Source organism: Shewanella atlantica, from assembly GCF_003966265.1.
In the GTDB taxonomy this organism is placed as follows: Bacteria; Pseudomonadota; Gammaproteobacteria; order Enterobacterales; family Shewanellaceae; genus Shewanella; species Shewanella atlantica.
The window spans coordinates 147621-174538 of sequence record NZ_RXNV01000007.1 but is presented as its reverse complement, the minus strand read 5'-3'; the positions used below and the strand labels follow the sequence as shown (position 1 = coordinate 174538).

The following is a 26918-nucleotide window of genomic DNA, read 5'->3' as shown; positions in this document are numbered from 1 at the left end:
CTGAGAGTGCTTAGGTGAAAGCTTTTAGGTAAACCGGTTAGCGGCCTCCCCTTCTATCGAACCATAACAGAAGGGGAGCTGTTAAATCTGTCCGCGAGAATATCAGAGGAATTCTTCACACTCTTCGTTTTTCTTACACTCCTTTTCTTTGCGCTCTTTAGCCTTTTCCTTAGCTTCACGCTGACGCTCTTCAGCCTCTAACCGAGCCTCACGCTGGCGCTCCTCTGCATCTTTACGCGCCTCATTCTCATACTCTCTGGCATCCTTTCTCGCTTCGCGCTCCTCGGCGTCCTTGCGAACATCACGGTCGTACTCTTTATTATCCTTTCTCGCTTCGCGCTGACGCTCCTCAGCTTCTAAGCGAGCCTCAAGGTCATACTCCTTAGCATCCCTCCTCGCTTCACGCTCACGTTTATCTGCCGCTTTGCGAGCCTCACGGTCATACTCCTTGGCATCCTTCCTCGCTTCACGCTGTCGCTTTTCTGCATCTTTACGAGCCTCACGGTCATACTCCTTGGCATCCTTCCTCGCTTCACGCTGTCGCTTTTCTGCATCTTTACGAGCCTCACGATCATACTCCTTGGCATCCTTTCTCGCTTCACGCTCACGTTTCTCAGCAGCTTTGCGTGCCTCTTTCTCACTCTTTTTCTGCTCCTTCATTGCCTTTTTTTCAGCCTTCTTCTCAGCCTTCTCAGACTTAGTGGGCGGCTCGGCCATTGCGCCAGGGGCAATCATCATCAGTGAGGTCGATACGAGTAATGCTTTTACAAATTCAGAGGCTTTCATAGGGAAACTCCTTTTAAACGACGTTAGTTGATAACGCCATCAACTAACGATACTAAAACGGTTTTTTATGGCACTCACCAGTAAAGTGTACGCTATAAAAACGTGTTAAGAGTATGTTACATCCAAAGTCATCAGGTTACTCATAATTTATCGGGCTGAAGAGTACACAAATAACTAAGTGAGTAACTTGGAGGTAAAAGAGAGAGGGAGAGGAGTACATAGGTACAAGCAATGAGCTCAATCCAGGGTTAACTTAACAATAAACAGTCAAGTTCCCCCTGCCAAGACTAGCCCCAGCAAAGGCTAACAAGTAGAACGTTTTCAACTTTGCCGTTCGCCAAAGACAAAGCTGAGGATTATCAGAGATACTTTTCGAGTTTATCCTGTATCACATTTGGCATGATAGGTTTGTTAATGTAGTCGTCGGCGCCCAGTTTGATTGCGAACTCTTTGTCTGAACTCTCGACTAAGGTGCTGATAACCACCACGGGGATATCGATGCGCGACGGGTCTTCCTGGAGGAACTTAAGGACTTGATAACCATTCACTTCCGGCATGGTGATATCGAGCAGGATAAGGTCGGGTGTCTGTGAACTTAATATATCGATGCCACCACTGCCGGAGTTGGCGGTCGTTACATCATAATCGTCACCTAAAATCGCGAGTAATACCCCGGTACAAACAGGATCATCATCAATTATCAGGATTTTACTTTTGTCCATTTTACCCTCTCCAAACTATCACTGTTGCTTACATTGTATCCAAATTCAGGATAAAAGATACCTGCTAATCGGGGCCTATTTGCCAAAATCCAGATGAGTAACTATCAGAATCGACAGGTGTCAATCTCATCTAAATTGATGCCGTTTATAACAAGCTCATACAGCTTACTCATCTAACATGTACATAAGCTGACTTAAGCGATTTTATCTGTCAGTTTTCGCTAATTATCGGTTAATGCTACGACCTTCAAAAATCGTAAAAGTTTAATCCTATGTTTTTAAAAGCTAATTTTATTGGCTTAAAATTTGCTTGTTTTTCACTCAGTTCGATTTCATTTAGCGATATACCAGCTAAAATAACTTAAGTCATAGGAGTGAAAGCATGGATGTGATCCTTGAAGACCGTCCCATTGAACAAGTACGTGAAGAGGTAATCGATCAGTTGATCGTCAACTATAGCCATGGTGTCATCTCGGCTGAGGCCTTCGAGCGCCGGCTCGACGATGCGATGAGCTCCTCCTCCCATCGGGAGATCCTCGAGTTGGTTGCCGACCTCTCCTTAAAAGCAGACACCGACTATAACAACAAGAAAGAGCATCAATTTACTCCCGGCTACTCGAATAAAACCCTGGATGAAGAGCTCACTTTAACCTCAGTTCTGGGTAATAATGAGCGCAGCGGACAATGGCAGGTACCTAAGGTGATTAATCTGCGCAATATTTTAGGTGAGTCGACGCTGGACTTCAGCGACGCCATATTTCAGCACCAGCATGTCACCATTAAATTACATTGTGTTCTGGGCGGCGCAGTCATCTACGTTCCGGAAGGGATCAATGTGATTTGCAAGAGCTACGGCATTGTCAGCAGCATAGAGAATCGGGCACCATCGCTGGCTAACCGCCAGGCCCCTGTCATCACCATCGAAGGTAAGGTTATTTTGGGTTCACTCGATGTTTCGATAAAGCGCACCATCAAAGAGAAGTTTATCGAGTTTGCCAATAATCTGAAGAGTGCGTTCGATATGAAATCGCGCTAGTGCGCCACTACAAAGCTGGTATCAGCAAGACAGGGGTGACATCGAGCCCATATCCTTATGGGCCGATGTCGGGGAGATGACTGTTAACGGCTTTACTTAGTCTCTGAAGCGGCTTCAATTCTGTCGATGGCGATAACGATCACCTCCTGACGTTGAACCTCCTGAAATGATTCATAGAAATAACCAAAGATGAGCAGCAGGGTGATAATCCCCAAACCGAAACTCATTTTAGTTTCGAATGTGCTTATCTTATTGCCGCTCTGTTCATGACCCGTATTGTTTGATTGACTCAAAATCGGTGCCTCATATGTTATCTGTTATTGCTGTGTCTGAACCTTAATTAATAGGCGTCCGTTAATAGACGCCCATTAAGACAAGTCCGTTAGTAGACGTCTTTCAACAGGCGTTTCTCATGTTTCAGGCGCTCGAAATATTGTTGGGCCTCATCAAGGGAGAACTCTCCATGGAGCTCGATGACCTGCACAATCGCCCGCTCTACATCGACGGCCATGTGTGTGACATCGCCACAGATGTAGATAAACGCGCCCTGCTCAAGCCAGGCATAAAACTCCGCGCCCTGTTGCTCGATACGATGCTGAACATAGATTTTCTGTTGCTGATCCCGTGAGAAAGCAAGATCCATGCGGGTCAATGCGCCGCTTTGCAGATGCTGTTTCCACTCATCCCGGTAGAGGTAATCGAGCCCTTCATTGCGGTTTCCGAAGAACAACCAGCTCTTACCTGCATGATTTTGCGCGGAGCGCTGCTGTATGAATGCCCTGAACGGCGCGACGCCAGTACCGGGACCGACCATGATCACAGACGCATCGCTGTTCTCGGGCAGACGGAAGTGTTCATTTTCCTCGACGAACACCTTCACCTCGGCGTCCAGTGCCAATCGCTGACACAGGTAGCCGCTGGCTCCGCCCACATATCGGTGACCTTCGCCACCATGAATGGACTCATATTCAACCACGGCTATGGTCAGGTGAACCTCTTCACCCACTTCCGACTGACTGGAGGAGATTGAGTATTTCCTTGGCGTCAATCTGCGAAGAACCGGCAGTAACTGCTCAGCCGTGAGCCAGGTCGGATACTGACGTACCAGCTCGAAGATCTGATGACGACGGGCGTAGTCACGCATCCCGTCACTGTCGACCACTAAATCGAGCAGCTCGGCTTGTTGACTCAGAGCCGCATATTTTTCGATAAAGCCGGGATGACACTGGGTCAGCTCATAGTTCTCAATCAGTGCCCGCTCTATGGTCTTGATGCTGCCGTCTACCTCAACCTCAGTATCAGCCGGGATAGACAGGCTGGCCAGCAGTGAGGCGACCTCAGTCTCATCATTTTTAAACCAGACGCTGAGTAGATCTCCCGGCTGGTATTGGATCTCCGAGCCCTCCAGTGACAGCACTATATGACGGAAATCTTTTCCACAGGTATCGGATGCAAGCGCGTCATTAGCTAGCAAGCGGGCCGGGAACGGACGCGCCTTGTTGTAGTACGCCTGCTCCGCCCCGGTCGATTCGGTCGGCATTACGGCATTGGCACAGCTGGCTTCCAGCCTATGTTGCAGCACCTTAATAACAGAGGTTATCCATGCATCTGCCACAGCATCATAGTCGACATCACACTCCGCCCGCTCATGAAGGCGCTGTGCACCCAGCTCGGTCAGACGCTGGTCGAAATCTATCCCTGTCTTACAGAAGAAGCGATAACCGGTATCACCCAGAGCCAGTACCGAATAGGAAAGATCGGGTAGTTGCGGCGCATCGTCAGCGAAGAGGGTGTGATAGAAACCTTCGGCACTCTCCGGTGGCTCACCCTCACCATAGGTACTGGTCACGATAATCAGGTGGCTTTCGCGCTGCAGATTATCGGTATTGTAATCGGCCATAGACTGTATACGCACCGGCAAACCATTGGCATCACAACTCGCTTTTAACTGATAAGCCAAATGTTTGGAGTTACCGGTTTGAGATGCAAACAAGACAGTAAGGGTATCGGTCGCCTTAGAGTAAGCCTCAGCTTGATTTGACGAATCATTGGTGACATTTTTCACTAAGATGTTGCCTACAGTGCTGACCGTGGCGTGCTGCAGACGCACAGCCTCTGACAGATACAGACCCACAGGGCAGAACAGGCGACACCAGAACTGAGGCACGAAAAATGAGCCCAGCAGGCTGAAGGGTAAGATGTACCATTGAATGCCCATCCCCTGCAGTGAAAACATCATGCCGAAAGGTTCATAGGAGCCTAAGGCCGGGTGGCGTGACAGGAAGATCAAGATAAGCGCGAACCAGCTCAGTCCATAGATGACGCGTCTGGCGTTTCTGGCCATTCCCGGACGCAGGGCCAGCTTGATGCCACTGACTTTTTGCAGCAGATCCTGGATCACGCTGAAGGGACAGAGGTAACCACAATAGAGGTTGCGCCCCAGCAGTATAATACCGCCCAACACACCACCGACGATGATCCACCAGATAGGATACTGCCTGAACTCGGGCACATAGCCCATGACTATGCCGGCTAACGTACCCAGGCTGATCGAGGCATTGACATAAAAACCGACGAAGGCCAGGCTGGCAAAGGGCAGAATAATTTTAAATGGTTTGGCTATATTCCTCGGCGCATATACGACCACCAGCACCATCAGGAACAGGGCGACCATCAGGGCTTCATTGAGCCCAGGCGACCACTCAACCTCTTTCCAGGTCTTCTCGTATCCCAGATGACTTTGAGCCCCTTTGTGCAGGGCCTCGGCTATCGCCTTGGTGAAACCTTTAGATGACACTGTCGCGCCGGAGATGCCGTCGACATCCTCCTCTAACAGAAAGTCATCGGTGACAGATTTATTGATAAACTGCCTGAAGAAGTTGTTATTAATCAGCTTTTGCAGGTATGCGGGAGTCTCTTTATGCGACAGCACCACCACCTCTTTGATACGGGCGGAGTTTTCCCCTTTCTGGGCTCTCACACCCAGTACAAACGGCCCGCCATAGCCGGTGCCGGCAGCGATGACCACGGCCTCGCCCGCATTCCCCCTCGCATGAGCAGCCGAGGTGTTGCTCTGGCTATTCTTGCTGCCCTCACCGGGCACAAATACCACAGGCAGGCTGGTATAGTCTTTGGAGGGAACCAAATTGAAGTTGGCAAAATGGGTCTTAGCCATGGTCAGATAGTCGGGCTTCGCCGCTATGTGACCTATGATAAAGGCTAAAATCAAGGTGCTCCATGCAAACAAGAGCCACAGTTTCTCGAGGTGGAGGCCTAAGTTCTTTTTCATGAAATATGTTGTTTGTTTGTTCATCAGTGAAGGGTAATTAAGATAATAGGAGTCGTCTGTAAGCCAGTTCACACTTGCATTTTATCGGATAACATTGCTATGACTTACTGCAGTGATTTTGTCTTTTTATATGGACGGTGTGATGTCGGAAGCGCAGAGGGAAGAGTTTTTTCGCTGACTGAAGGCCTGAAGAACGGGCTCAAATGAAGATTGGACTCTCTTTACTTTAAAAAGTAATAGTTGTTGTAAATGCTCCATATCTCCCCCCATATGTGCCTCACGCCTCTCATATAATGGCGAGCATATTCACCCTAATGACTTCTATTTAATCGAATGATATGCGCACATTTACGCGATATTTGTTCGATACTTTAATTGTTAAGCTGTGACTCATTAGCTCGCCCGTCAGCTTTTTAGAGTTAGCTGCGGGCCACATTGAGGAGTATTTCATGAGAGTCATAAATCAATTTCCCGCCAGACCCGCGATGGATGGCGATGGGGTGAATATTCGCCGGGTGGCAGATTTTGACAATACCAAATTCGATCCATTCCTGATGCTGGATGAGATAAAATCCGACGATAAGCAAGATTTTATCGGTGGCTTCCCGCCTCACCCGCACCGCGGCATCGAAACCTTTACCTATATTCGTAAGGGGGGCTTTGAGCACAGAGATCAGCTGGGTAATGTCAAGGCGATTCGGGCTAAAGATGTGCAGTGGATGAGTACAGGAAGCGGGGTTATCCATTCTGAAATGCCATTAGCCGATGCCGATGAGGGGCTGCATGGTTTTCAAATTTGGGTGAATATGCCCGCTAATCAGAAGATGCGCCCGGCCAGATATGAAGACAGCAGTAACACCACGAACCCTGAATCAACGAATGACAAGGGTGCGGTATTAAGGGCGCTGGCCGGTAACTGGGCCTTTGCAGGGCAAACCAGTATCAGCGCTCCGATACAGGATCTGGCAGGTAAAGCCGCAATTGCGGATCTGATGTTAAGCCCCGATGCAGTGGCCGAGCTACAACTGGGCAGGCATGAATTTGTCGGTCTCTATCTCTACGAGGGAACCCTTATCGACAAGAGTCACCATGACCAGGACTCCCATAAGCACATAGATAAAAGTTACGCTGCAGGCCAATATTTGATCCTTGATAGTCAGGAGTTACTGGAACTTAAGGCTGGAGCAGATGGCGCAGGTCTGTTACTGCTTGCCGGACAACCTATCAAAGAGAAGATTGTCCACATGGGGCCATTTGTAATGAACACTCAGGCCGAAATAAAGCAGGCTGTCGAAGACTACCAAGGGGGGCGTTTCGGCCAGATCCCACTATAATTCAAATCGGTATAACCCTTCATTAAGCACAAGATGCTCCGGTACATTCGGGGCATCCGTTATCCGGCAATCACTCATAAAGCCAGAGCGCTCTATTATTCAGTAACTCACGGCTCCTGCGAGAGAGGTTTGGATTATCGATCTCAAAAACTTTACGACTTTTGAGATTGGCCCGCTGTAATACATCTGCCGTGGTGGGGTGACTGTAGAAGAGCCTGTCGAAACTGCCGTCTTCGATGGCCAGCTCGAGCCCCGACTCGATACGACGCGCAAGCTGCTCATTGTGCTTATTGACGAAAAAATAGATGGGCGCCGAGTATTTAATTAATAGCGATTTTTCAATCAAAATATCTTCGAGCCCCTTTACCTCATCCCAGGGTTCATGCAGTGCCCGTGGAAAGGCATCGAAGCGCCCCCTGGATAACATATCTATCAGGCTGCTGCTCTTGCCTCTCATCACAGAAAAGCCTTGAGATTCGAGAATATCGCTATCGGGCCAATCCAGCCCCTGTCCCCAGGTTAATTGCTGTAACTCGGGCAAGGTATTGATCTTATCGAAACGTTCTTGCTCACCCTTTCGTATTAATGCTATTCGATACCCCATCAAACCTTTCATTATGGGGATATAGATTGCGTTTAATTCTTGCTCGCGCTGTCGCGATGTCATGGTCCATATCACATCAATTAACTGCTCATCGGCAACGAGTTTTATCCTGCGTCCCTGAAGCGTCTCGACAAAGACAGGTTCGAGCAGAAAAGGGCCGAACTCTGCCTCACTCTTCTGTAACGCTAATTTAAGCACGGCGAGGTAATAGTTCTGCTTTGCATCGATATTCTCAGAAGCTACATTGTATCGGACAATTACCGGAGCATTCTCTGCAGCGCCCGCAACGGTACTCACATTAATAGCACTAACATTAGCACTAACATTAGTACTCACATTAGTACTCACATTAGTACTCACATTAGTACTCACATTAATACTCACATTAATACTGGCAGCACCTTGTTCGGCTCCATAAACATCGGCCGTTACCATAGGGTTAACGAGTAACAAAAGCAGAGATAAGATTGAGAAGCGATACACGCAGTTGGCAGACATTAACATCCTTATCATGGTCTAAGGGTACCCGGAACATCATAATCTAAGAGTAGCTATTGTATCAAAGCATCTGCGTTAAAAATCCGGAAGACACCCACTTTTATATCACCTTCGTTATGGGTGCCTTGATAATTTAATGATGCTGCCGACCTGAGCTACTTAAGCTTGTCTGCGTGAGCTTTTCTGCATAAATCTGGCCTTATGAGACCGGGCTTTAAGACCCGGGCACTGAACCTCACGATTTAAGTACCGCAATATGTCGTGTAGCGGCCAAAACCCTCGGGCGCCGGCTTAGTGTAATCGTCGGCGTCGACCTGTGGAGTATAAGGGCTGGCGAGCACGGCGAGCAGTTTCTCAAATGGCTGAAGATCTCCGTTTTGCTCGGCGGCATCGATGGCATCTTCAACCAGGTGATTTCTGGGAATATAGAGCGGATTAGCCCCATTCATCAACTCTACGTGCTCAGGTGTCGACAGGCTCTCTTGCTCAAGACGCGCTAACCAGGACTCTCGCCACAAAAGAAACTTCCCGGCATCTTTAAACAGGGTTTGGCTTTCACTGCTGCCACTTGCTAAATCACCGGCAAGTTGTCGAAACAGCTGGGTAAAGTCCACCTCTTGCCCAGACATGGTCTCGAGTAACTGCTCGCACAGTGCTAAATCGCTCTCCTGCATGGTCGATAAGCCTAACTTGGCTCGCATGCCTGCCAGCCAAGATCTATGGAAGGTTTCCCAGAATCCTGTCACCGCTTCGGTTGCTTGGGCTATCGCCTCGTCTCTATCAACATCTATCAATGGCAATAAGGTTTCCGCTAACCTCGCCAGGTTCCACTGCGCTATAACTGGTTGATTGTTATAGGAGTAGCGCCCCTGCTCATCGATGGAGCTAAATACGGCATTGGTATCATAGTTATCCATGAAGGCACAGGGACCATAATCTATGGTTTCACCGCTGATGGTCATATTGTCAGTATTCATCACACCATGTACGAAGCCGACGAGTAACCACTTGGCAACTAACTCTGCCTGTTTATCCCGAACCGCGCAGAGGAGATCCAGATAAGGCTGCTGACTCTCTTTCAGCTCTGGGTAGTGACGTGCTATCGCGTAATCGGCAAGTTGCTTAACCTTGTCTTGCTCACCACGAGCGGAGAAAAATTGAAATGTACCGACACGCAGATGACTCGATGCGATGCGGGTAAGCACGGCGCCGGGTAGAAACTGAGTTCGCATTACAGGCTCACCGGTAGTAACGACGGCTAATGCTCTGGTCGTAGGAATATTGAGGGCATGCATAGCCTCACTCAATATATACTCGCGCAGTACGGCGCCCAGTACCGCCTTACCGTCACCACGGCGTGAAAACTTTGTCGGGCCCGAACCTTTAAGCTGCAGATCGAGTCGCTTGCCCTCTTTATCCAGTACCTCCCCCAGCAGGAGTGCACGACCATCCCCCAATTGAGGAGTAAAGCCACCGAACTGGTGTCCGGCATAGACCTGTGCCAATGGTGATGCGCCAATTGGTGCATCACTCCCCGAAAACACTTGAGCTAACTCCCCGGAGTCGGTATTGGTCAGGCCAACGCTCTCTGCCAGGGATGCATTTAACTTCACTAATTCGGGGCTCGGCGCCTTATCCCCCAGGCAAGCATCATAAAAACCTTCCAGCTCTTGTGCATAACTGTTGTCGAATATTAAACCCAGGTCTATTTCCATGCTGCTCATCGTTTATGTCCGTGTGATCGACGCGTGGTCGAGATAGTGTATCTTTGATACTCATCCCCCTACTTTAACCCAATTGATGAAAGAAGGAGAATAAAACGTGATCCATATCACCTTATTTTCAAGCCATAGAATCATTAAAGAGCAACAATCAAAACCATAGATACTGCTCTTTACAAAGACGGAGTTCATAATGACGAGCCCAAAAGCTTCGCGGCTAAAGCCGCTCCTACATGGATAATTAACTTACAGCTTATTACTATTCGCCTCTTAAAGCTTCGCGGCTAAAGCCGCTCCTACATGGATAATGCCCCACTGCTGCAATAACGCCCCTAGCTCCTGGCTCGAAGCCCGTAACCCGTAGCCCGTAGCTCGTAGCTCGTAGCTCGTAGCTCGTAGCCCGCTATCTTGTCTTCAACGAACTGACTTTCCGAAACATTTTCCCTCTTGAGTCTCCCACTATCGACTATATTTAAATTCAACAAGATGTTAACTCAGTAATATTTAAGCTCAATTTAGGTCGACAAATATCTACAGGAGACAAGAGTATGTCGATGATATTTCACCGGATCCGCACTGAACGTGGCTGTCAATCTTACTTAATCGGCTGTAGTGAAACTAACTCGGCAATCATCATAGACCCCGAGATAAGCCAGATGGAGCACTATCTGGGCTTGGCCAGTCATGATGGACTGGCCATTCACTACCTGCTGGACACTCACACCCATGCAGACCATTTTTCGGCGAGTAAGCTGCTTGCAAAGCAGCTGAAAGTCCCCGTTATCATGCATTGCAATAGCCCTGCCCCCTTCGTCGATATGTACGTCGATGACGGCGAAATAGTCATAGTCGGCAAACTCAGACTTACCATAATGCACACCCCCGGCCATACTGCAGACTCTATATGTATCGTGGTGAAGGATAGGGTGTTTACAGGAGACACACTGCTCTTAGGTGGAACCGGGCGAACCGATCTCCCTACCGGTGACCCCGAGCAGCTATACGACAGTCTCTTTAATGGTTTACTCAAACTCTCTGCCGATCTGAAAGTCTATCCGGCCCATGCCTACTCGGAGCGGACCCATAGCAGCATAGGGGAGGAACTTTCTAATAACCCAAGACTGCAAAAGAAAGACAGGGTTGAGTTTATCGCCCAGATGCGAGCACTCGATCTTAAGATGCCGAGCCAGCTGACCGAGTCGTTACGCACGAATTTAAGCGGCGGGAAAACTGTCGAACAGTTTATCAGTGATGCCGCAAACAAGATCTCATTTGTCTCATTGGAGCAGGTGCTGCGTTATAGCCAATCGATATCACCTAAGTTCCTCTTACTCGATGTACGCGAACGAGAGGCTTTTGATGAGGGACATATATCCGGTGCAATTCATATCCCCAGAGGACAGTTAGAACTGCGGGTTAATGAACTACTGCCCGATCCAACCCGGCGTATCGCCGTCTATTGTGAGTACGGTAAGATCTCGGTGTTAGCCACCTCAACCTTGAGAGAGATGGGATTCTTACGTGCAGTCGCGCTGGATCGCGGCCTGAATCTATGGCGGGAGCTGGGTTACCCGTTAATTGCAAGTTCGGGTCGAAATGAGAATGAGGTTTAACTTTTTTATCCGTTAAATGCAATAAAACTGTTTACTAAATAGACAGATTTATTCTATAGTGGCGCCCGATAGTCTCCCATGACCGGAGAGTATCGGGCGTTCTTACTGAGAACAAGATAGAGCAACACCAGATAAAGTCACAGGAGTAAGCGATGGCAAAACATCGAAAGTCCTCATCGCATATCGAGCACGATAGCAAACGAGGCACAATTAAAGACAATGCACTAAAAGCTTTGGTCACCAGTGAATTATTTAAGATGAGAACCGAAAGACCGAAGAAAGGCAAAGGTTCATATAACCGCAAACAAAAGGGGCATAAGCTGAAGGGCTTTGCCCCTTTTGACTTTTTAGTCATTCATTTTTCGACCTTTCGATTTTCGTCTTTGGCTTTCTGATAAAATTTAGTCAGGACACCTTCCTCTGCATTAGCCCAATTTCAGCATATACCCTTTAGACTTTTTGCCAGTCTCATCAATCCTCCATAACTCACTCTCGCAACCCCATATACTCCATAAACGTAATGAAGAAAAACCACCGGCCCTCAACAGAGAAAGGTTGACAGTTATCGCCTCGAACAGCAGTATTACCGAGCTATCTAACAGTGAAAGATAACTAAACCACAAGAGCTAAGCCATAAGACTGTCACCGCATCAGAGTCCTCCCTTCAAGATAGCTCGATACTCTCTTTGACTAAGACATAGCTTTGACTAAAACCTGAAGCCATTTCCCGCTTGCTCTGTGGATCAGACAAGTAGATGAGGAGTTAACAGTAATGCAGAACCCAGCTCCACTGCCGAAGATGGTACCGTTCGCTTTTTTATCGGTCGTTCTCATCTGGTCAACGACGCCTCTGGGTATCGTCTGGAGCAGTGCCTCAGTTCACCCGACCATGGCCGTGTTATTGCGTATGTTGCTAGCCTTGGTATTAGGCAGCCTGCTTCTGGTCCTTTTTCGCATCCGCTTACCCTGGACTAAAACCGCTTTCAAGTTATATGGCTTCTCGAGCATTGGTATCGTCGGCGGCATGTTACTGAGCTATTTTGCCGCGCGATATTTAGCATCGGGTACTATGTCACTCATCTTCGGTCTGTCACCGTTAATCTCGGGAATATTAGCTCAGAAACTCCTCGATGAACCAAAATTCGGACCGACAAAGTTACTGTCTCTGGCCATGGCATTCATTGGTCTGGGTATCGTTTGCTCATCGAAATTATCCTTAAATTCCGATAGCTGGATTGGCCTGGTATTGGTATTGGCCGCCGTTTTTCTTTTCAGCCTGAGTGGCGTCTTGATAAAAACGGTAAAAATTAACATCCACCCCATAGCAAACACAGTCGGAGCCCTGCTATTTTCAACGCCCCTGTTCACTCTCGCCTGGTTACTATTTGACGGGACTCTGCCTGTCGAGACCTGGCAGGCAAAATCTATCTGGGCCATTGTCTATCTTGGCGTGTTCGGCTCTCTGATTGGATTTATTGCCTACTTCTATGTACTGCAGAACCTTAAAGCCAGCACCGTGGCTCTGGTGACCTTGATAACACCGATTTTTGCCATGACATTAGGCGCCACATTAAATGGCGAAATGATCACAGAGACCTTAATCATCGGCGCCCTGTTCGTCCTCGCAGGCCTAGCCCTGTACCAGTTTGGTGAAAAATTGAAGAGCTTGTTAAAAAAGTCAGATGTAGGGGCTAGATCCTAGATTCTAGGTTCTAAGTTCTAGGTACTCGGTTCTAGGTACTCGGTTCTAGCTTCTAGCTTCTAGCTTCTAACTTCTAGCTCCTAGCTTCCAGAACCTATTTCTTAAGCCATCTTGGCATCGGAGAGTCCTACAGTTGCCTTGTTGGTCAGCTGGAAAGTGGTGCCATCCATCTCCTTCGCTTTATACATATTGTCATCGGCAACTTTTAATAAGCTACTCAGGTCTGTAGCATCGATAGGGAAGAAGCTCACACCGATACTGGCATCAACCAATAAATTAAGCTCTTGATATTGAATGGGTAAGGCTAACTCTTCGGTCAATTTGTGGATGACGGTTATCACCTGAGAGGCATTCTCGATAGGTTCCAGCCAGATAATAAATTCATCCCCTCCTATCCTGGCAATAATATCCGATGAACGAACTGTCCGTAACAACTTCTGCGCGACCTTGATCAAGACTGCGTCACCCGCTGCATGACCATGGCTATCATTAATACTTTTAAATCGGTCGAGATCGATAAATAGCAAAGCTGCACTCTGTTTTGTCCGGCCGCAACGAGCCAATGCCGTTTTCATCTGCTCCTCAAAGGCACTCCGGCTGTATAGTTTGGTCAAACCGTCATGATTAGCCAGCTGTTCGAACTCTTCGCGCTGTTGCTGCAACTCTTTGGTTTGACGATCGACCTCGAGTTGTAACTGCTCTTTCTTAATTGTCGTCTCCTCCAGAGAGCGTTTCATTAAGTTAAATTGCTCCGCGAGCACCGAAAGCTCATCGGTATCCTTGACCTCTATTCGACTATTGAGGTTGCCCTTAGCCAGATCTTTTATTCCTACGGTTAGTGCGTTGAGGTTGGTATTAAAGGTCTTTAAGGTAAACAGAGTTAAAGCCATGACCACCGCCGAGCCGACTACCATCAGTAATATCACTGCAAATAGTATTTTTCGCTGTGATATCTCTGAATCCTTGATTGCTAATCGTTCCAACTTCCCCAGATCTTCGTTCATCGACTGAAGTGTCATGCTATATCGAGCCGAAAGCATACCGGCAGGCGAGGTGATCCCATGGCTAAACTGAGATTCAAGATCATTCTGGGACAGGTCGAGCAGGGTACCTATGCTAGCGTTCATTCTATTCAGGTTGGCGACTATGGTGTTTTTATTATTTTCAGTAAACAACTTCTGAGCCAATAGCAGCTTAAGCTCTTCATGGGCGCTGCGGGTCTGCGACAGCGCATCCTCGTCATGATACTGCTGCAACAACCAGAGCCTGCCACTGAGATAATCAATTTTGTGCTCAATATCGCTGACCCGATGCAACTGCGAATTGGTCTGCATCTGTACCTCTTTAAGCGTGACAAAAGAGAGCAAGATGACACTCGTCAGCATCAGACTCAATATCAGTAATATTTTAAGACGTAGGGTTACTTTCATCTTCCTGCCAATTTAATTAACTATCTTGCCCCCTTAGCTTGTCTGACTTTTCCACTAAGATAATCAAGGCTGCAAAGGTGTAGTATTTATAGATGTGTATCGGTATTTCCCGCCCGCTCCAGCGCCCGGCCATCGATTAACAGCCTGAAGTCAGGCATCCCGTTCGTGTCGGTAACTGAGTCCGTTGCTATCGCCCATCTTGCCTGAGTCTGCAGGTTGGACAGCAACACGTTACTCAAGGAGAGCCTGAACAGATAATCGCTCCAGCCCCATTCAAGCTCTGTCACCGGAATATTAAGAAAGTCACTGACGATACTCTTAGCTCTCTTCGGGTGTTCGGCAATATAGTTTTGTGCCTCATCGATGGCAGCCAGAACTTTCACATAGGATTCCAGGCTACTTTCTAATGTTGCTTTTTTAGCAATCAAATTAAAGGAGAGGTTATATATTCCCTTCGTCTGGAACTGGCTGATTTGCTCGCCATATTCTTTATTGAGCTGATAACCTAAAGGCTCCCAAATTGAGATGGCATCGACTTTCCCTGACAGTAACGCTGGGCCTAAATCAGACGCATCCATAAATACCCGGTTAAATTTGACCTCTTTATTGCCGGTCAGGATCATGTAGGCATAGATAAAAAACTCACTGGCGCTGGATTCAATCATTCCCACATTTTTCCCCTCCAATAATTTAGCCTCTGTTATGGATGAGCTTTTTAATGTGATAAGTTTGAGATCATTATCCGACTCGACAAAACTGGCTAACACGGTGAAATCTTTACGCAAAAAGCTATTAAACATCACCACAGATCCGGAGCTGGTCGCCAGATCCACCTCTCCATCGGTCATCATGCTAAAGCTCCTGTGCCCGCCTCTGACTGGCAATAGCTCTACGTGAACCTGATGCTTTTCAAACAGTGATAACTTTTGAGCGATAATTAACGGTGAACTCAGAGGCGTCGTCGACATAGCTATCTTAATCGGTGCAACATATTGCTCCTTTGGAGTTTCAATTTGTGAAGCCACGACAAGATATATAGCGATCCCAACAAAGGCTAAAATCAACGACAGTTTCTTTATCATTCCCATACCTATGCTGAAACTAGAGTTCACTTCAAATTGTAGTTCAGTAAATCAGTGAGTGCTTATTCCTCACTTCGCTAGACAAAAGTCCGTTAAAGATAAGATGACAGAGCTCGTCTGCACTATCAGATCCCCTGCCCCATACTGATGAGTTGAGCGTATTCCACCGGAAAACGTTCGATGCAGCCATTAGTGACTTCTGGAGGGTCATCCTCAAACAAGGCTTTGACCTCCCAGAATGACTCACTGATCCTGCTAAAGGCATCGATCATTCTTGGATCAAAATGGGTACCGCTACCTTCAAACATTATGGTTTCAGTCTTATCGCGACCGAAGGCTTCTTTATAAACCCGCTTACATGAGAGCGCATCGAATACATCGGCAATCGCCATGATCCGAGCGGCAACGGGAATATCATCTCCTGACAAACCATTGGGATAACCGCTACCATCCCACTTTTCATGATGATAATGGGCAATGTCCTGAGCAAATTGTAAAAATGTAGGGCCATCATTTTCCGTCAGCTCATGGGTTAGCGTGTTGATGGATGAGCTAATCGCATTACTGCCATAGGTCGTATGCCGCTTCATTATCTCGAATTCAAAATCGCTCAGTTTTGCCGGTTTCAATAAGATTTCATCGGGTATTCCCACCTTACCTATGTCATGGAGTGGCGCAGACTTATACAACAGGTCTATGGTTTTTTCCGACAGAATATCTTGAAAATCTGGATGTTTTTGTAACTCTTGTGCCAGCAGTTTTACATAGGTCTGTGTCCGTCTGAGATGTTGTCCGGTTTCGTTGTCTCGAGTCTCGGCCAGCGTCGCCATACTGAGAATCGTCACATCCTTGATAACGGCTAGCTCCTTCGTTCGCTCCGCGACCCTGAGTTTCAATGTATTGTTGAGGTTTTTCAGTTTCAGCTCGGCACACTTTCGCCCGACTGAAGCTCTGGCCCAAAACCAGATAAGAATTAAGCCTATTGGGTAGATGATTAAAGCCGGGTACAAGAACTTCATCTTAGATAAGACCAAGGTTGGGCCTAATCCCCAATTGGTATTCACTATGATGATCCGCCACTCATCGATAAAATGGTCCCTGTTGGCCACTTTTTTATTGATGTCTTTGATGGGGTGCACAGTAGCGAAGGTAACCAGGCCATTTGAATTCTCAACACTGCCCTTCTCAGCAAGGGATATGGCCTGCCAAAGCTCCGGACTCTCTAATCCGAAACTCTGCTTATGTTCGAGCATAAAACCCCACTCCTGAGAGGGATCCTGACTCGATAGCCAGTAGCCATCCTTATTCAACAGCGCCCCCTCTCCCGGAGCAAACATCATCTGGTTCCTGAACTTGTCGAGTAATAAATTGGCGAAATAGTTTAGAACAATAACCCCTCTTAACTCCCCATTTTCATCTCTAAGTGGCTTAGCAAATCGGATCATAGGTTTCAGGGGCTGCTCGATAACGCCATTTTCCACATTGAGATCGAGCGCCGAGATATACATCTTATCAGTGGTAATCGCGACCGCTTCCTGAAAGTAGTAACGCTTTGACTTGTCTTGCAACAGCTCGGGGACAACCGGGACCGCTTGGCCATCGAAGTAATCGATCCTTACCAGTTCCATTCCGGAGGGAGCGATAAGGCGGATTTGATCATAAAGTTGACTGGTATTAGCTAAATTCAGAAACTCCCTTTCGATATGCGCTTTACTGTCATCGATTCCATTATTCAAAAAGCTTTCAACATGTTCACTGGCGGTTAAAAACTCGAGGTGTGACATGACCGTTGCTAGATCATGTTGAGCTAAGTTGGTGCCTACCTCTATAGCTGCTTGAACCAAGGCCTGCTGCTTAACTTGTTCAACATTGATAAAGAGGGAGTTTGCCAGCATTAATGCGGCAATATTGAGCAGGGTAAGGGGAACAAATAACGCAAAAAAACGGGCCCGAACCAGTCGATTAAAACCAGAAAAGCGTTTATCCCTATCGCCGACTCGGTCACTGAATATCAAGGTCCACTCCTATCCTTGTGATATTGCCAGGTTCTCCATAATGGTGGCCCTCGATAACCTAAACAGGATCGATTTGCTACCTCCTTAAATCTAGTTCACAAAGTAGTTTTAGGCCACTAATCCGCCCCCCTGAGATAAGCTCGAAGCTTTACCAAAAAAGCGAATATCCAGGGCCTGGTATAAAGACTAAAAATTAATTACATAACTACATGAAAAATTTAATGAAGGGGCATGAGCATGCGAATAAATGAGGGAATAAGGAAAATAGATATGGATGAGGATTGATGACTATCGAGTTTATCCGTTCATAGAAATAAGCCCTATATTCTTGCTCGGTTATTTATTTTATTCATCGCTTGTAGCTTCTTTTGCAGCCTACGATCAAACTTAAACCACAACTCTCCGGTAGGACTGACCTCTTTCATCACTGAGTAACCGGCGACTTCTCCCACATAGAAACGAGAAAACTTGTCGGCGATAAATGAGGTCTGAGCAAACAGTTCCACCTCACCTATGGGTTCACACTGTAACTTAATTGGAGAGGTATTGGACAACTGAAAGTTCACGATCTCCAGGGTTTCCCCTTTCATCGTCATCGACTGCCGATTCAATATATCTATCTGCTCAACATAAGTCGTTTTTCCTTCACAAAAACCGGGGATCTTGACCCAAGACCCCATAACTAAAGGTATTAGATGATCATGGTTTTCACTATGTTCAGAATTAAGGTATGCGCTTATCCCGATCCCGCAGCCGATAGCCAGAAGGGTGCAGGAGGTAACGGCAAGCTTAACTAAACTAGAAGGCATAGAATCTCCATGTTGAAGCATAATCGGCTTAAGATAGACTCGGGCCGATAAAAGCCAAGCCCTATTGACTGACACTCAAAAATATTGCCGACCAAGGTAGCTCAATGAATAATAAACATCCAGAGTTGGTTTCAAATAATGTTGAATTTTAGCTTTATAGCCCAATAAGTTAACTCGAAATAGCCGACTAACAAGCAGTGCTAACCGCTATAGATGCTCAGAATGGCAAACAGGCGTGATAATTGAGTTGAAATCCGCAGAGAATTCCTCTGTTTTAAGCTGAAATCAGAAAGGCATATGTTCGACTGATATACTTTGGAAAGTCACGATTTACTCCAAAGTTCATAAAAGCGTCCCTCTCTGAATAGGGTATGCCAGTTTTAATGAGTGTGTCATTGGAGGAAGCGGAAAAAGTGGGAGGAACGAATCTATAAATTTAATCCTGCTAGCTCATCCCTCTATTCCTAGCCCCTCTCATTCCACGCCTCTCGATTCCTCATAATTGAGATTTAGTTATATCCAAGCACAAAGTCTTTCTCCTCATTGATGACATCCGCCCTGTAGTTTAGACATTGATGATTGGCGGCCATCTCTTGACTCCCCAACAACTTAATGACGTAGTCGACTCTGCAACGATAGTGGTTGGAGGTTTGATATAAATGTTGGTTAACCGTAAAGTTAAGTTGCTTTGGCGCTGGTGCTGTATAAGACATAATCTTTTCCTCAGGTTATACCAATCAGTATAAAGATGTGATCGCTCAGCGAGAATTTAGCGCTTCTGAGGCAAGGCCCTTTATTGCTCCTGCATAAAGGGCATTCACAACATCCATGTTGTTTGCAACGAGTGAAGAGCATAGTTGTTCTACGTTCAAGCTCGTTAACACAGCATCGGATGCGCTAAAACTCGCCTGTTAGGCGTGTTTTTGGCTGCCTACTTCTGCGTTGTATGGCCTCACAAGGGAACAACCATTCCATCATCCATTCGCCTTGAATTAGTTGCCAAAAAATACGCTGAGTAGATCACTTTCTTATACTGATTGGTATCAGTCATTAGCACCTCAAGTAAAACTTGTGGATGCTAACCAGTATTCAGATAAAAGCATTTACTATGCCAAGCGAGTGATATTCGCCCACAACATCTTAATTATAATATGCTATTGCTCAAAACGGTCGAAGAAAAAGCCGGGTAACCGGCTGTTTTTACTGGGATGGATTAAACTTAATTTTTTTCAGAGAGAAAGTGGGATTTCAATGGGCAACTTAGGTGCTCCGCTTGAACCAGAGATAAGGCTGCGAGTTTTTTCTCATTTTGCGACTATCTTTCGCACTGGTGTTTTCATTTTGCTAAACGCTGAGCCCCGTTTGTGTTTGAAGCCGGGATAAAATAAATTAAACAACCTAATCATCAAGCTTAGAGATAAATACCCGACTAATGTCTTTTCCCCACAGCTGAATGATCTTTCTCGTTTTATCCTTATTCAAGAAACACTTTCCAAATAGAATAATGCCTGCCCCTTCGATATCACGGCGGTCTTTGATATTGAATCTCTGAAATAAACTATCCTGAAACTCCTCTATAGGAACACCGACATCCCGACAGTCAGAGGGGTTAAGCCACTGCATCGCTTTATCGATATGGGAAACAGTACCCCAATACATACGCGGCGCACCATTTTCTGTCGGCTCTGCATCGGCAAAATTAACGAAGAGATTTTTGGCACGCCAACGATACTTATCATCGGTATATACCCAAAGCTCTGACTCCGCCAACTCACTGCCTCTGAGTAGGCTGTGAAGTAGCTTTTCCAGCCCCTGGGTTGATACACGCTTGTCCTTAGGTAGTTGAGTCTGACTCTTGCTTTCTGTCTTGCTTATGTCGGCTTTGTCACTCTCAACATCCACCTTGTAGGGTTCTTCGACCTCTCTTAGCTCACTCTGCTCTGGAGCAGCCTGTAACGATTTTTCCTTAGAGGCGGCATTAGAGCTTGCCTTAGCTGCATGATGAATCGCGGGACGTTTTGTGAAGTCGATGATCAAGGCGTCACTATCGACCACCAGCTGATTAACTTCGATGGCATCTTGCTCCTCCCTCACTTTAGTCTGTGAAGGTTTAAACTCTTTGCAATTCGCCTGATGATAGCGGGAGCCGAAACAGGCGGCCTTACCGTCCAGCGATGCCTTACGATAATAGGCTTTCCCATGACACTGCGGGCAGATAAGAGATTGCCGGTACCGTTCGATATCGGCATCGCTGAGCTTTTGAAACTTAAACACCGAATAGGTGACAGGTTCATCTTCATCAAACATACAAATGGCATCAAGCATAATATCGACTCAAGGTTAAGAATTACGTGGGTTAGGTAGGTATCTGACACCCATGTTCTAGAAGGGGTGATCGACCATTACCCAGGTATTTGTCCCTTCGTTGGAGTGAGCGATATCGGCCCTGACGACTAACCCCGCCGTTAACGCCCTCAAGGAAACACCAAAATCAAATTTCATATCCGTCAATAGCTCATCGGCACTATACTCGGCACCGACTCTGCCCGCCTCTACAAACCCCACCAACTGAAACCAATCAAGCTTCAGAAACTTAAGCCAGTTCACGTACTCAACGGGATTAGACTTCAGGGTATATCGATATTCAGCGCTGCCATAGATAACAGCCTTATCATGGAAACGGTTCTGATCGAAGCCTCGCATTCGATAGAAGCCCCCCAAGGTTGCACCCTCATTATAGGGCGCATTATCTGTCACCAGCCTGCTACCATCTTCAGCATATTCTAATGACCATGAAGGTGAGTACCCGGTCCAGAAGTTGAGGGCCAATATTCTTTGATGAGCATACTCTGACTCACCAAAGGAAAAGTACTTACTCATGTCGAGGTTGATAAAGGTCCACTCATGATCTGAATCGAGCCAGGCTGCATCATGGGAGATCGAGAAGTATTGACTGCTACCCGTAGAGGGATTAATTGAAAAATCGGTATTATCATAGAGCAGGCCCAACTCGATAGCGTGCACCGTCCCATCCAGATCCCCCTCCTCAAATTCGAAACTCTGATAACGATTAAACTGACGAAGCACTATAACCGTTGCACCACTTTCCCAGGGGTTCCACACCTCCCCGCCACTGGGAGGAGAGATAAGTAATCCATTCTTAAGCTTATATTCAACTAAGCCTTTATCGGCTGTGGCACCTATGGGCAAGGTATATTCTAACTTTATATCGAACCAATTTGAGGCTCCATCGGCTTCAAGGTATTGGGTATTAATTGAATCGTTACTGCCGGGCAGAGGGATAGACCCGGGTGTCGGAATGATACCGCTCCCGGCATAGGCTCGCTGATCCGGATAATAACCCAGCATTCCGTAGACACTGAGATAAAAGCGTTCTGTGCGAGGCAATTTAAAATTCCATACGCCGCCTCCAACCGCCTCACTCACCTCACCACCGAATACGGTTCCCCCTATGGTCATTTGGTCTTGATAATAACCACTCAGCATTCCGCCGATACCCAAATTGAGCCCCATAGATTCGGTACTAAAAAGATAGGGCAATATCAGGCTCTCTTTTACCCGCTCCGGCGTTTCGGTGCGGTTAACCGATGCTTTTACATTTGCCGCAGGCGCGGCCTGCAGTTGACCGGGAAAAATATAACCACACAACACAATGCCGGTGCAGACAGAACCAATAATCTTTATCTTGCCCATAAGTACTCCGAAATCCCTTCAGTAACAACGGCATGTTAACGACGAAAATTAATAATAAAACCACGATTATTCAACTTGCCACAGCCACATATGGTGCGCAACTGATATGCAGGAAATCCAAATGAATTAGTGGCGAATTGAGATGGTTATCATCACTGGAGCATGGTCGGTACTTTGACTATCGCGCTCAAATCTCGGGTTAATCAGGTGCCTGTCATAGGTCTCATACCTGCCAACTTCGGCCAAGCTGCGACTATTTTTGCTATCGAACTCACTCGAAAGCAAGATGTAATCCAGCACAGAGCCTTTAGCAAAGTAATAGTGTGTTGCTGGCCGTTGTTGACAGGAGAGGCTGTACTGAGTCGATTGGTAGAGTTCATAGGCATCTTTTAGTCTGTGATCTCGCAGTTGATGCTCTACCTCCCCCAACAGAGGGTCAGGCTTAATGCGGGTATCGACAGAGGTCAACGAACTGAGCACGCCATCATTTAAGATATCATTGAAATCCCCCATTAATACCATAGGGTTACCCGTTTGCGTGCGGCGTTCGACCATGGCATAACGCAGAAGCGCAGCCTCGCTGCCTCTTTGGATACTGGCCCCCCATTGAGCCAATGCTTCGATGGAGAGTAGCTGACCAAGATTTCCGTCAAGTGTCCTCGCTGGAGATGCCTGCTCGCCCAGCTCCTGTGCATCGAATAGTGGCCGTTTAGATTTAAAGTGCACCACGTAACAGTCACAGGGGCCTAATTTGGGCAGAGAGATGGTCACTCTCAGTGGTTTTCGACTAAAACCGAAGCCACTCGATAACCCCATCATAGACGCCCAGTCATCCCCCGCAGTGACACTGTGAACCTCAGTGATAGGATAACGTGATGCTATGGCAACGACCGGCTTACTATAGATAAAGCCATCCACCACGTCGGGGGTATCTAATACGGCGAAGTATTTTAAGCCACAACGCTCGGTTAATTGGGCCAGGGCGTCGGGGGAAAAGACCTCCTGAAACCCAATGACGTCAGGCTGATGCTCATCTATGTAAGTCGCTATCCAGTCCAGCTTCTTCTGCCACTGCTCCTGAGTATAGATATTTTCAAATTCATAGAATGCCCCTGGCGGTTCAATAAAGTTGAACAGATTGAAGGTCGCTATCTTGATAAACTCAGAAGTCTCTGAGCCATTGGTCGATTGTTTTTGCAAGCTGAAACCTTAATTCGATTACAACTGATTGAATAAGGTAAGGTTACATCGAAATAGCCCCATTGTCCGGTCTGAATTTTGATTAGTTCCCTGCCTTTGCCAGAGAATTTCAGGGAGAGCACACCCGTCACATCTTTGTATTGCGGTGCTGTTGACGATATTCATTGCGCGTTAAGATTGAAAACTCTTATTCTCCCCTCTTTTATTTCAGTTTCTCACTCATCAAGGAACCCCATGCAAGTCACTTCAATCGAACGGGTTAAACGTGCTTTTATTGCCGGGATCTGGGCAACACTCGTCAGTATTACGATTGGTTTCGGATTTAAAATCTGGTTGGCACAGTGGGTTGCCAAAGAAGATCTGGCGCTTTATCACACGGTGGTTGATATCATCTCATTGTCGCTGATCCTGATGACAGGATTTCGCTCCTCTATGGTAGTGAGCTACTCCCAAACTCAAAATGATAGAGATATCACCAATATCTTTCGCTACAGCTTAATCGCTATGGTCTTGCTCACCTGGGGAGTCGTGCTGCCCTACATCAAGCATAAATTACATATCGATGTGGAGTACTTTCACTTAGTCGGGATCATCTTAGGGATGGGGTTTAAGGTCTATTTTACCAATCAAATTGCCATGTACCGTATGTATACCATCTCCAACAGGGTGACATGGATGGAGCCACTGAGTCAGGTAGTGATTTTTCTCGCCTGCTTCTACCTGCTGCAGCAGACAGCCATCGCGTCTCTGTTTTACAGTTTGATGCTCTCCTCCATCACCATGGCCGGTTTCATGTTTATTAACCGAAGAAAGCAGGTAGCAACCACGCCTTTGGGCTCGGTAAATATGGATCCCGGTCTACGCAATTTCGTGAAGAAAAGCTTTACCGCCTCCCTCGAGGCGGGGGCAAGTATCTTGATGATCTATATCACCGTCCTGATGACCATCGGCCACTTCAGCATAGATGAGCTGGGTGACTTTCAGGTTGTTGTCAGGCCCATCATCGCATACCTGACCCTGTTATTTGTTTTCCCCATATATCGATTCGTTTTTCCCGAACTCGCAGTCTGTGTGCGTCAGGGAGACCATGAACAGATCAAACAGATAAAGCATTGGGTATACAAGCTTGCCATAACGATAAGCGCCTGTTTCTTTACGCTTATGCTGTTTTACAGCCATGAGATAGTGAACTGGGTATTTCCTCAGCAATACAGCAAAGCCGCACCAGTGCTGATGCACTTCTCTATGTTCTTCGTGTTTATGATGCTCAACGCCTATCAGTTAGCTTTCATCAAGGCCCATGGCTTGTTCACACAGAGCCTGCTAATCAGACTCAGCGGGATCTTAGCTTTGATTGGAAGTTATTATATCTACAGCAGAATTACAGATAATGTCGTTGCGGTGATCTTGTCTCTGGGAAGTGGTTATCTGTTGATGTTCATTTTATCCAGCATAGTAGAGAGCCGGGTATTAAAACGTAGCGACGAGTGCGTCACCCCGACCTAGTTCTTGACTCTGTAGTAATACCAATTGGTAACTCCCACATCAGGTGCCTGAACCTTTCTGGCTCAGGCTTATAAACTCTTACCACTCCCCGCAGTACTGACTTTATGGTTGGCTTGATGGCTATCTTGATGACCTATAGTGGAAATATCTACAGGCTTAGGTTTAAAGAAGCAAACCCGATTTCTACCTGAGTTTTTAGCCTCATAGAGAGCCAGATCGGCCTGTGTCGTGAGATCCAACAGATCTGAGTCTTTCGTAGGAGAGAGACTGGCAACACCTATGCTGACAGTAATAAATTCACTGGTCATCGAAGTTTCATGGGGGAGGGATAATCGCTCAATATTGTATTGGCATCGTTTTGCCGGAGAGGTGCAGTCTCGGGTACGAGGCAGCAATACAACAAACTCCTCCCCTCCATAACGGGCCACGAGATCTGTGTTGAGGTTGAGAGTCTGGCTCAACGCCTGAGCCACCTCCCGTAAACATTGATCGCCTGCGAGGTGGCCATAGGTGTCGTTGTAGAGTTTAAAGTGATCGATATCGATCATCATCAATCCGATATACGATTCTTCCCTTATCGCCTTTTGCCACTGAGCCTGCAGCGTCTCATCGAAACAGCGCCTGTTTGGGATCTTAGTTAAGCCATCGGTCTGCGACAGCTCCTCCAGTTTTCGTTTGGCCTCATTCAGGTCATGGGTCCTCTGCTCAACCTCATTTTCAATCAAGACTGAACGCCTTAGGATCGCGTAGATATAGGAGGCACCGAGCAGGACAAATAGCCCTCCGAATATCGCGATCATATAGGGCAGTTTACCTCTCCGCTCCGCCACATACCCGACACTGGGGGTTGCAACAATTGCCCACTGCCTGCTGCTGATCCGAGCCAGTGATTTCTCATAGGTAAAGTCAAGTTGAGACCTGCTCAATTGCAGGTTTTCAGGGAAATTGGAGTATAGACTGGCACTACTGCCAGAGGTCCAATCCTCCAAAGAGAAGTAGATGCCGTGAGCCGAGGTCCGCTTGATCGCGCTATCGAACATGTCGCCAATACGATAAACCCCCAACACATAACCCCTAAGCTGCTCGCGACGTTTAAAGACTGTGGTTGGATCCCCCGAGTAGATGGGCAGAAAGATGCGGATCCCTTTCTGGTTCGAGTGATACTGAAGCAGGCTTATGCCGGGGGTCGCCACCGACTTATCCAGATCGCGGGCTTTCTCCAGGGTCTCGACACGTTTGTCACTGGAGGAGAGGTCGAAGCCCATGACCACCTCATTGCCTGAAAAGGGGGCGACATAGGAGACGGGAAAGTAGCTGTCCCTGTCCAACGCACGGATCATCCCTTGAGAACCAAGCTCGGTAATTTCAAAATCCGGAAACTCGACGCGCTTCATCTCTTCATAGGCAGCTCTCTGACTATCAGGGACTTTAGGGGCCCATTCCAGTGCCTGTATATCCTGATGCCTGACCAGAAAACTGTGCGCAATACGGTTAAACTCGGCAGAACTCACCTCATTGGAGCTATCAAATAAACCTTTGATGGCAAAAAGCACCTCGATATTGAGCAGTAACTCCCTCTCCAGAGCCGCCACTTTATCATCGACATCCTTATAAAAATCTTGCTCTATCGCCTTGGTCTCTTTTTCATAGAAACTTATTCCCATATAGGCAGAAAGGGTTAAACCTACCAAGATAGCGGATAGCAGAATGTACTTAGAAAAAAAATTCATACCGGGACAATGTATCCATAGAAACAGGCATTTAATCTGCAGTTTACACGATAAACCGGCATAGAGTTAACATTTTTGTCACATTATAGAGAAAATTAAGTCCCTCATAAGGTAAGGATTTTGTCAT

Annotated in this window: 21 protein-coding genes; 6 read left to right on the top strand and 15 right to left on the bottom strand. The window is 47.0% G+C overall.

Annotated features, from left to right (window positions below; genetic code table 11):
• Positions 1-102: 102 nt before the first annotated feature.
• Both EKG39_RS15675 and EKG39_RS15670 read right to left on the bottom strand, forming a co-directional pair.
• Positions 103-786 carry a hypothetical protein gene (locus EKG39_RS15675; RefSeq protein WP_126506806.1) on the bottom strand — a complete coding sequence of 228 codons (684 nt, stop codon included), beginning with the start codon at positions 784-786 and terminating at the stop codon, positions 103-105.
• A gap of 359 nt (positions 787-1145) precedes the next feature.
• Positions 1146-1508 (bottom strand): response regulator, encoded by a 363-nt coding sequence (locus EKG39_RS15670; RefSeq protein WP_126506804.1) that lies wholly within the window; start codon positions 1506-1508, stop codon positions 1146-1148.
• Positions 1509-1890: 382 nt separating this feature from the next.
• Between EKG39_RS15670 and EKG39_RS15665 the strand changes: the two genes are divergently transcribed.
• Positions 1891-2544 (top strand): LiaF domain-containing protein, encoded by a 654-nt coding sequence (locus EKG39_RS15665; protein WP_126506802.1) that lies wholly within the window; start codon positions 1891-1893, stop codon positions 2542-2544.
• A gap of 92 nt (positions 2545-2636) precedes the next feature.
• Here the strand turns inward: EKG39_RS15665 and EKG39_RS15660 are convergent, their stop codons facing one another.
• Together EKG39_RS15660 and EKG39_RS15655 are read right to left on the bottom strand one after the other, a co-directional pair.
• Positions 2637-2837: a hypothetical protein gene (locus tag EKG39_RS15660; protein WP_126506800.1), complete on the bottom strand. Its 201-nt coding sequence runs from the start codon at positions 2835-2837 to the stop codon at positions 2637-2639.
• A gap of 89 nt (positions 2838-2926) precedes the next feature.
• On the bottom strand, positions 2927-5833 hold the full coding sequence (locus EKG39_RS15655; RefSeq protein ID WP_185817623.1) for an assimilatory sulfite reductase (NADPH) flavoprotein subunit: 2907 nt from the start codon (positions 5831-5833) through the stop codon (positions 2927-2929).
• A gap of 449 nt (positions 5834-6282) precedes the next feature.
• Here EKG39_RS15655 and EKG39_RS15650 point away from each other — a divergent pair, with 449 nt between their 5' ends.
• Positions 6283-7167: a pirin family protein gene (locus EKG39_RS15650; protein ID WP_126506796.1), complete on the top strand. Its 885-nt coding sequence runs from the start codon at positions 6283-6285 to the stop codon at positions 7165-7167.
• A gap of 70 nt (positions 7168-7237) precedes the next feature.
• Here the strand turns inward: EKG39_RS15650 and EKG39_RS15645 are convergent, their stop codons facing one another.
• Entirely contained in the window at positions 7238-8269 is a 1032-nt protein-coding gene (locus EKG39_RS15645; protein ID WP_126506794.1) for a hypothetical protein, read from the bottom strand.
• A gap of 242 nt (positions 8270-8511) precedes the next feature.
• Positions 8512-9993, bottom strand: coding sequence for a protein adenylyltransferase SelO (locus EKG39_RS15640; protein ID WP_126506792.1), 1482 nt, complete (start codon positions 9991-9993; stop codon positions 8512-8514).
• 545 nt (positions 9994-10538) lie between these two features.
• Here EKG39_RS15640 and EKG39_RS15635 point away from each other — a divergent pair.
• The 3 genes from EKG39_RS15635 to EKG39_RS15625 all read left to right on the top strand — a co-directional run bounded on the left by EKG39_RS15635 (position 10539) and on the right by EKG39_RS15625 (position 13305).
• Positions 10539-11603, top strand: coding sequence for an MBL fold metallo-hydrolase (locus tag EKG39_RS15635; RefSeq protein WP_126506790.1), 1065 nt, complete (start codon positions 10539-10541; stop codon positions 11601-11603).
• Between the two features lie 152 nt (positions 11604-11755).
• Positions 11756-11998, top strand: a complete 243-nt coding sequence (locus EKG39_RS15630; protein ID WP_126506788.1) for a ribosome alternative rescue factor ArfA — start codon at positions 11756-11758, stop codon at positions 11996-11998.
• A gap of 377 nt (positions 11999-12375) precedes the next feature.
• Positions 12376-13305: a DMT family transporter gene (locus EKG39_RS15625; protein WP_126506786.1), complete on the top strand. Its 930-nt coding sequence runs from the start codon at positions 12376-12378 to the stop codon at positions 13303-13305.
• 101 nt (positions 13306-13406) lie between these two features.
• Here the strand turns inward: EKG39_RS15625 and EKG39_RS15620 are convergent, their stop codons facing one another.
• The 8 genes from EKG39_RS15620 to EKG39_RS15580 all read right to left on the bottom strand — a co-directional run bounded on the left by EKG39_RS15620 (position 13407) and on the right by EKG39_RS15580 (position 23555).
• Positions 13407-14735 carry a diguanylate cyclase domain-containing protein gene (locus EKG39_RS15620; protein ID WP_246028521.1) on the bottom strand — a complete coding sequence of 443 codons (1329 nt, stop codon included), beginning with the start codon at positions 14733-14735 and terminating at the stop codon, positions 13407-13409.
• Between the two features lie 86 nt (positions 14736-14821).
• Positions 14822-15817 (bottom strand): ABC transporter substrate-binding protein, encoded by a 996-nt coding sequence (locus EKG39_RS15615; protein ID WP_126506784.1) that lies wholly within the window; start codon positions 15815-15817, stop codon positions 14822-14824.
• Positions 15818-15942: 125 nt separating this feature from the next.
• Positions 15943-17832: an HD domain-containing phosphohydrolase gene (locus EKG39_RS15610; RefSeq protein ID WP_126506782.1), complete on the bottom strand. Its 1890-nt coding sequence runs from the start codon at positions 17830-17832 to the stop codon at positions 15943-15945.
• A 320-nt stretch (positions 17833-18152) separates the two neighbouring features.
• Positions 18153-18641 (bottom strand): hypothetical protein, encoded by a 489-nt coding sequence (locus EKG39_RS15605; RefSeq protein WP_126506781.1) that lies wholly within the window; start codon positions 18639-18641, stop codon positions 18153-18155.
• A 509-nt stretch (positions 18642-19150) separates the two neighbouring features.
• On the bottom strand, positions 19151-19354 hold the full coding sequence (locus EKG39_RS15600) for a hypothetical protein (RefSeq protein ID WP_126506779.1): 204 nt from the start codon (positions 19352-19354) through the stop codon (positions 19151-19153).
• 685 nt (positions 19355-20039) lie between these two features.
• Positions 20040-20966: a hypothetical protein gene (locus EKG39_RS15590; RefSeq protein ID WP_126506777.1), complete on the bottom strand. Its 927-nt coding sequence runs from the start codon at positions 20964-20966 to the stop codon at positions 20040-20042.
• 57 nt (positions 20967-21023) lie between these two features.
• Complete coding sequence (locus EKG39_RS15585) at positions 21024-22355, bottom strand: BamA/TamA family outer membrane protein (protein ID WP_126506775.1); 1332 nt, start codon at positions 22353-22355, stop codon at positions 21024-21026.
• Between the two features lie 126 nt (positions 22356-22481).
• Positions 22482-23555, bottom strand: coding sequence for an endonuclease/exonuclease/phosphatase family protein (locus tag EKG39_RS15580; RefSeq protein WP_185817622.1), 1074 nt, complete (start codon positions 23553-23555; stop codon positions 22482-22484).
• A 234-nt stretch (positions 23556-23789) separates the two neighbouring features.
• Here EKG39_RS15580 and EKG39_RS15575 point away from each other — a divergent pair, with 234 nt between their 5' ends.
• Positions 23790-25061, top strand: coding sequence for a lipopolysaccharide biosynthesis protein (locus EKG39_RS15575; protein WP_126506773.1), 1272 nt, complete (start codon positions 23790-23792; stop codon positions 25059-25061).
• Between the two features lie 68 nt (positions 25062-25129).
• Here the strand turns inward: EKG39_RS15575 and EKG39_RS15570 are convergent, their stop codons facing one another.
• Complete coding sequence (locus EKG39_RS15570; protein ID WP_126506771.1) at positions 25130-26791, bottom strand: diguanylate cyclase domain-containing protein; 1662 nt, start codon at positions 26789-26791, stop codon at positions 25130-25132.
• Positions 26792-26918: the final 127 nt, after the last annotated feature.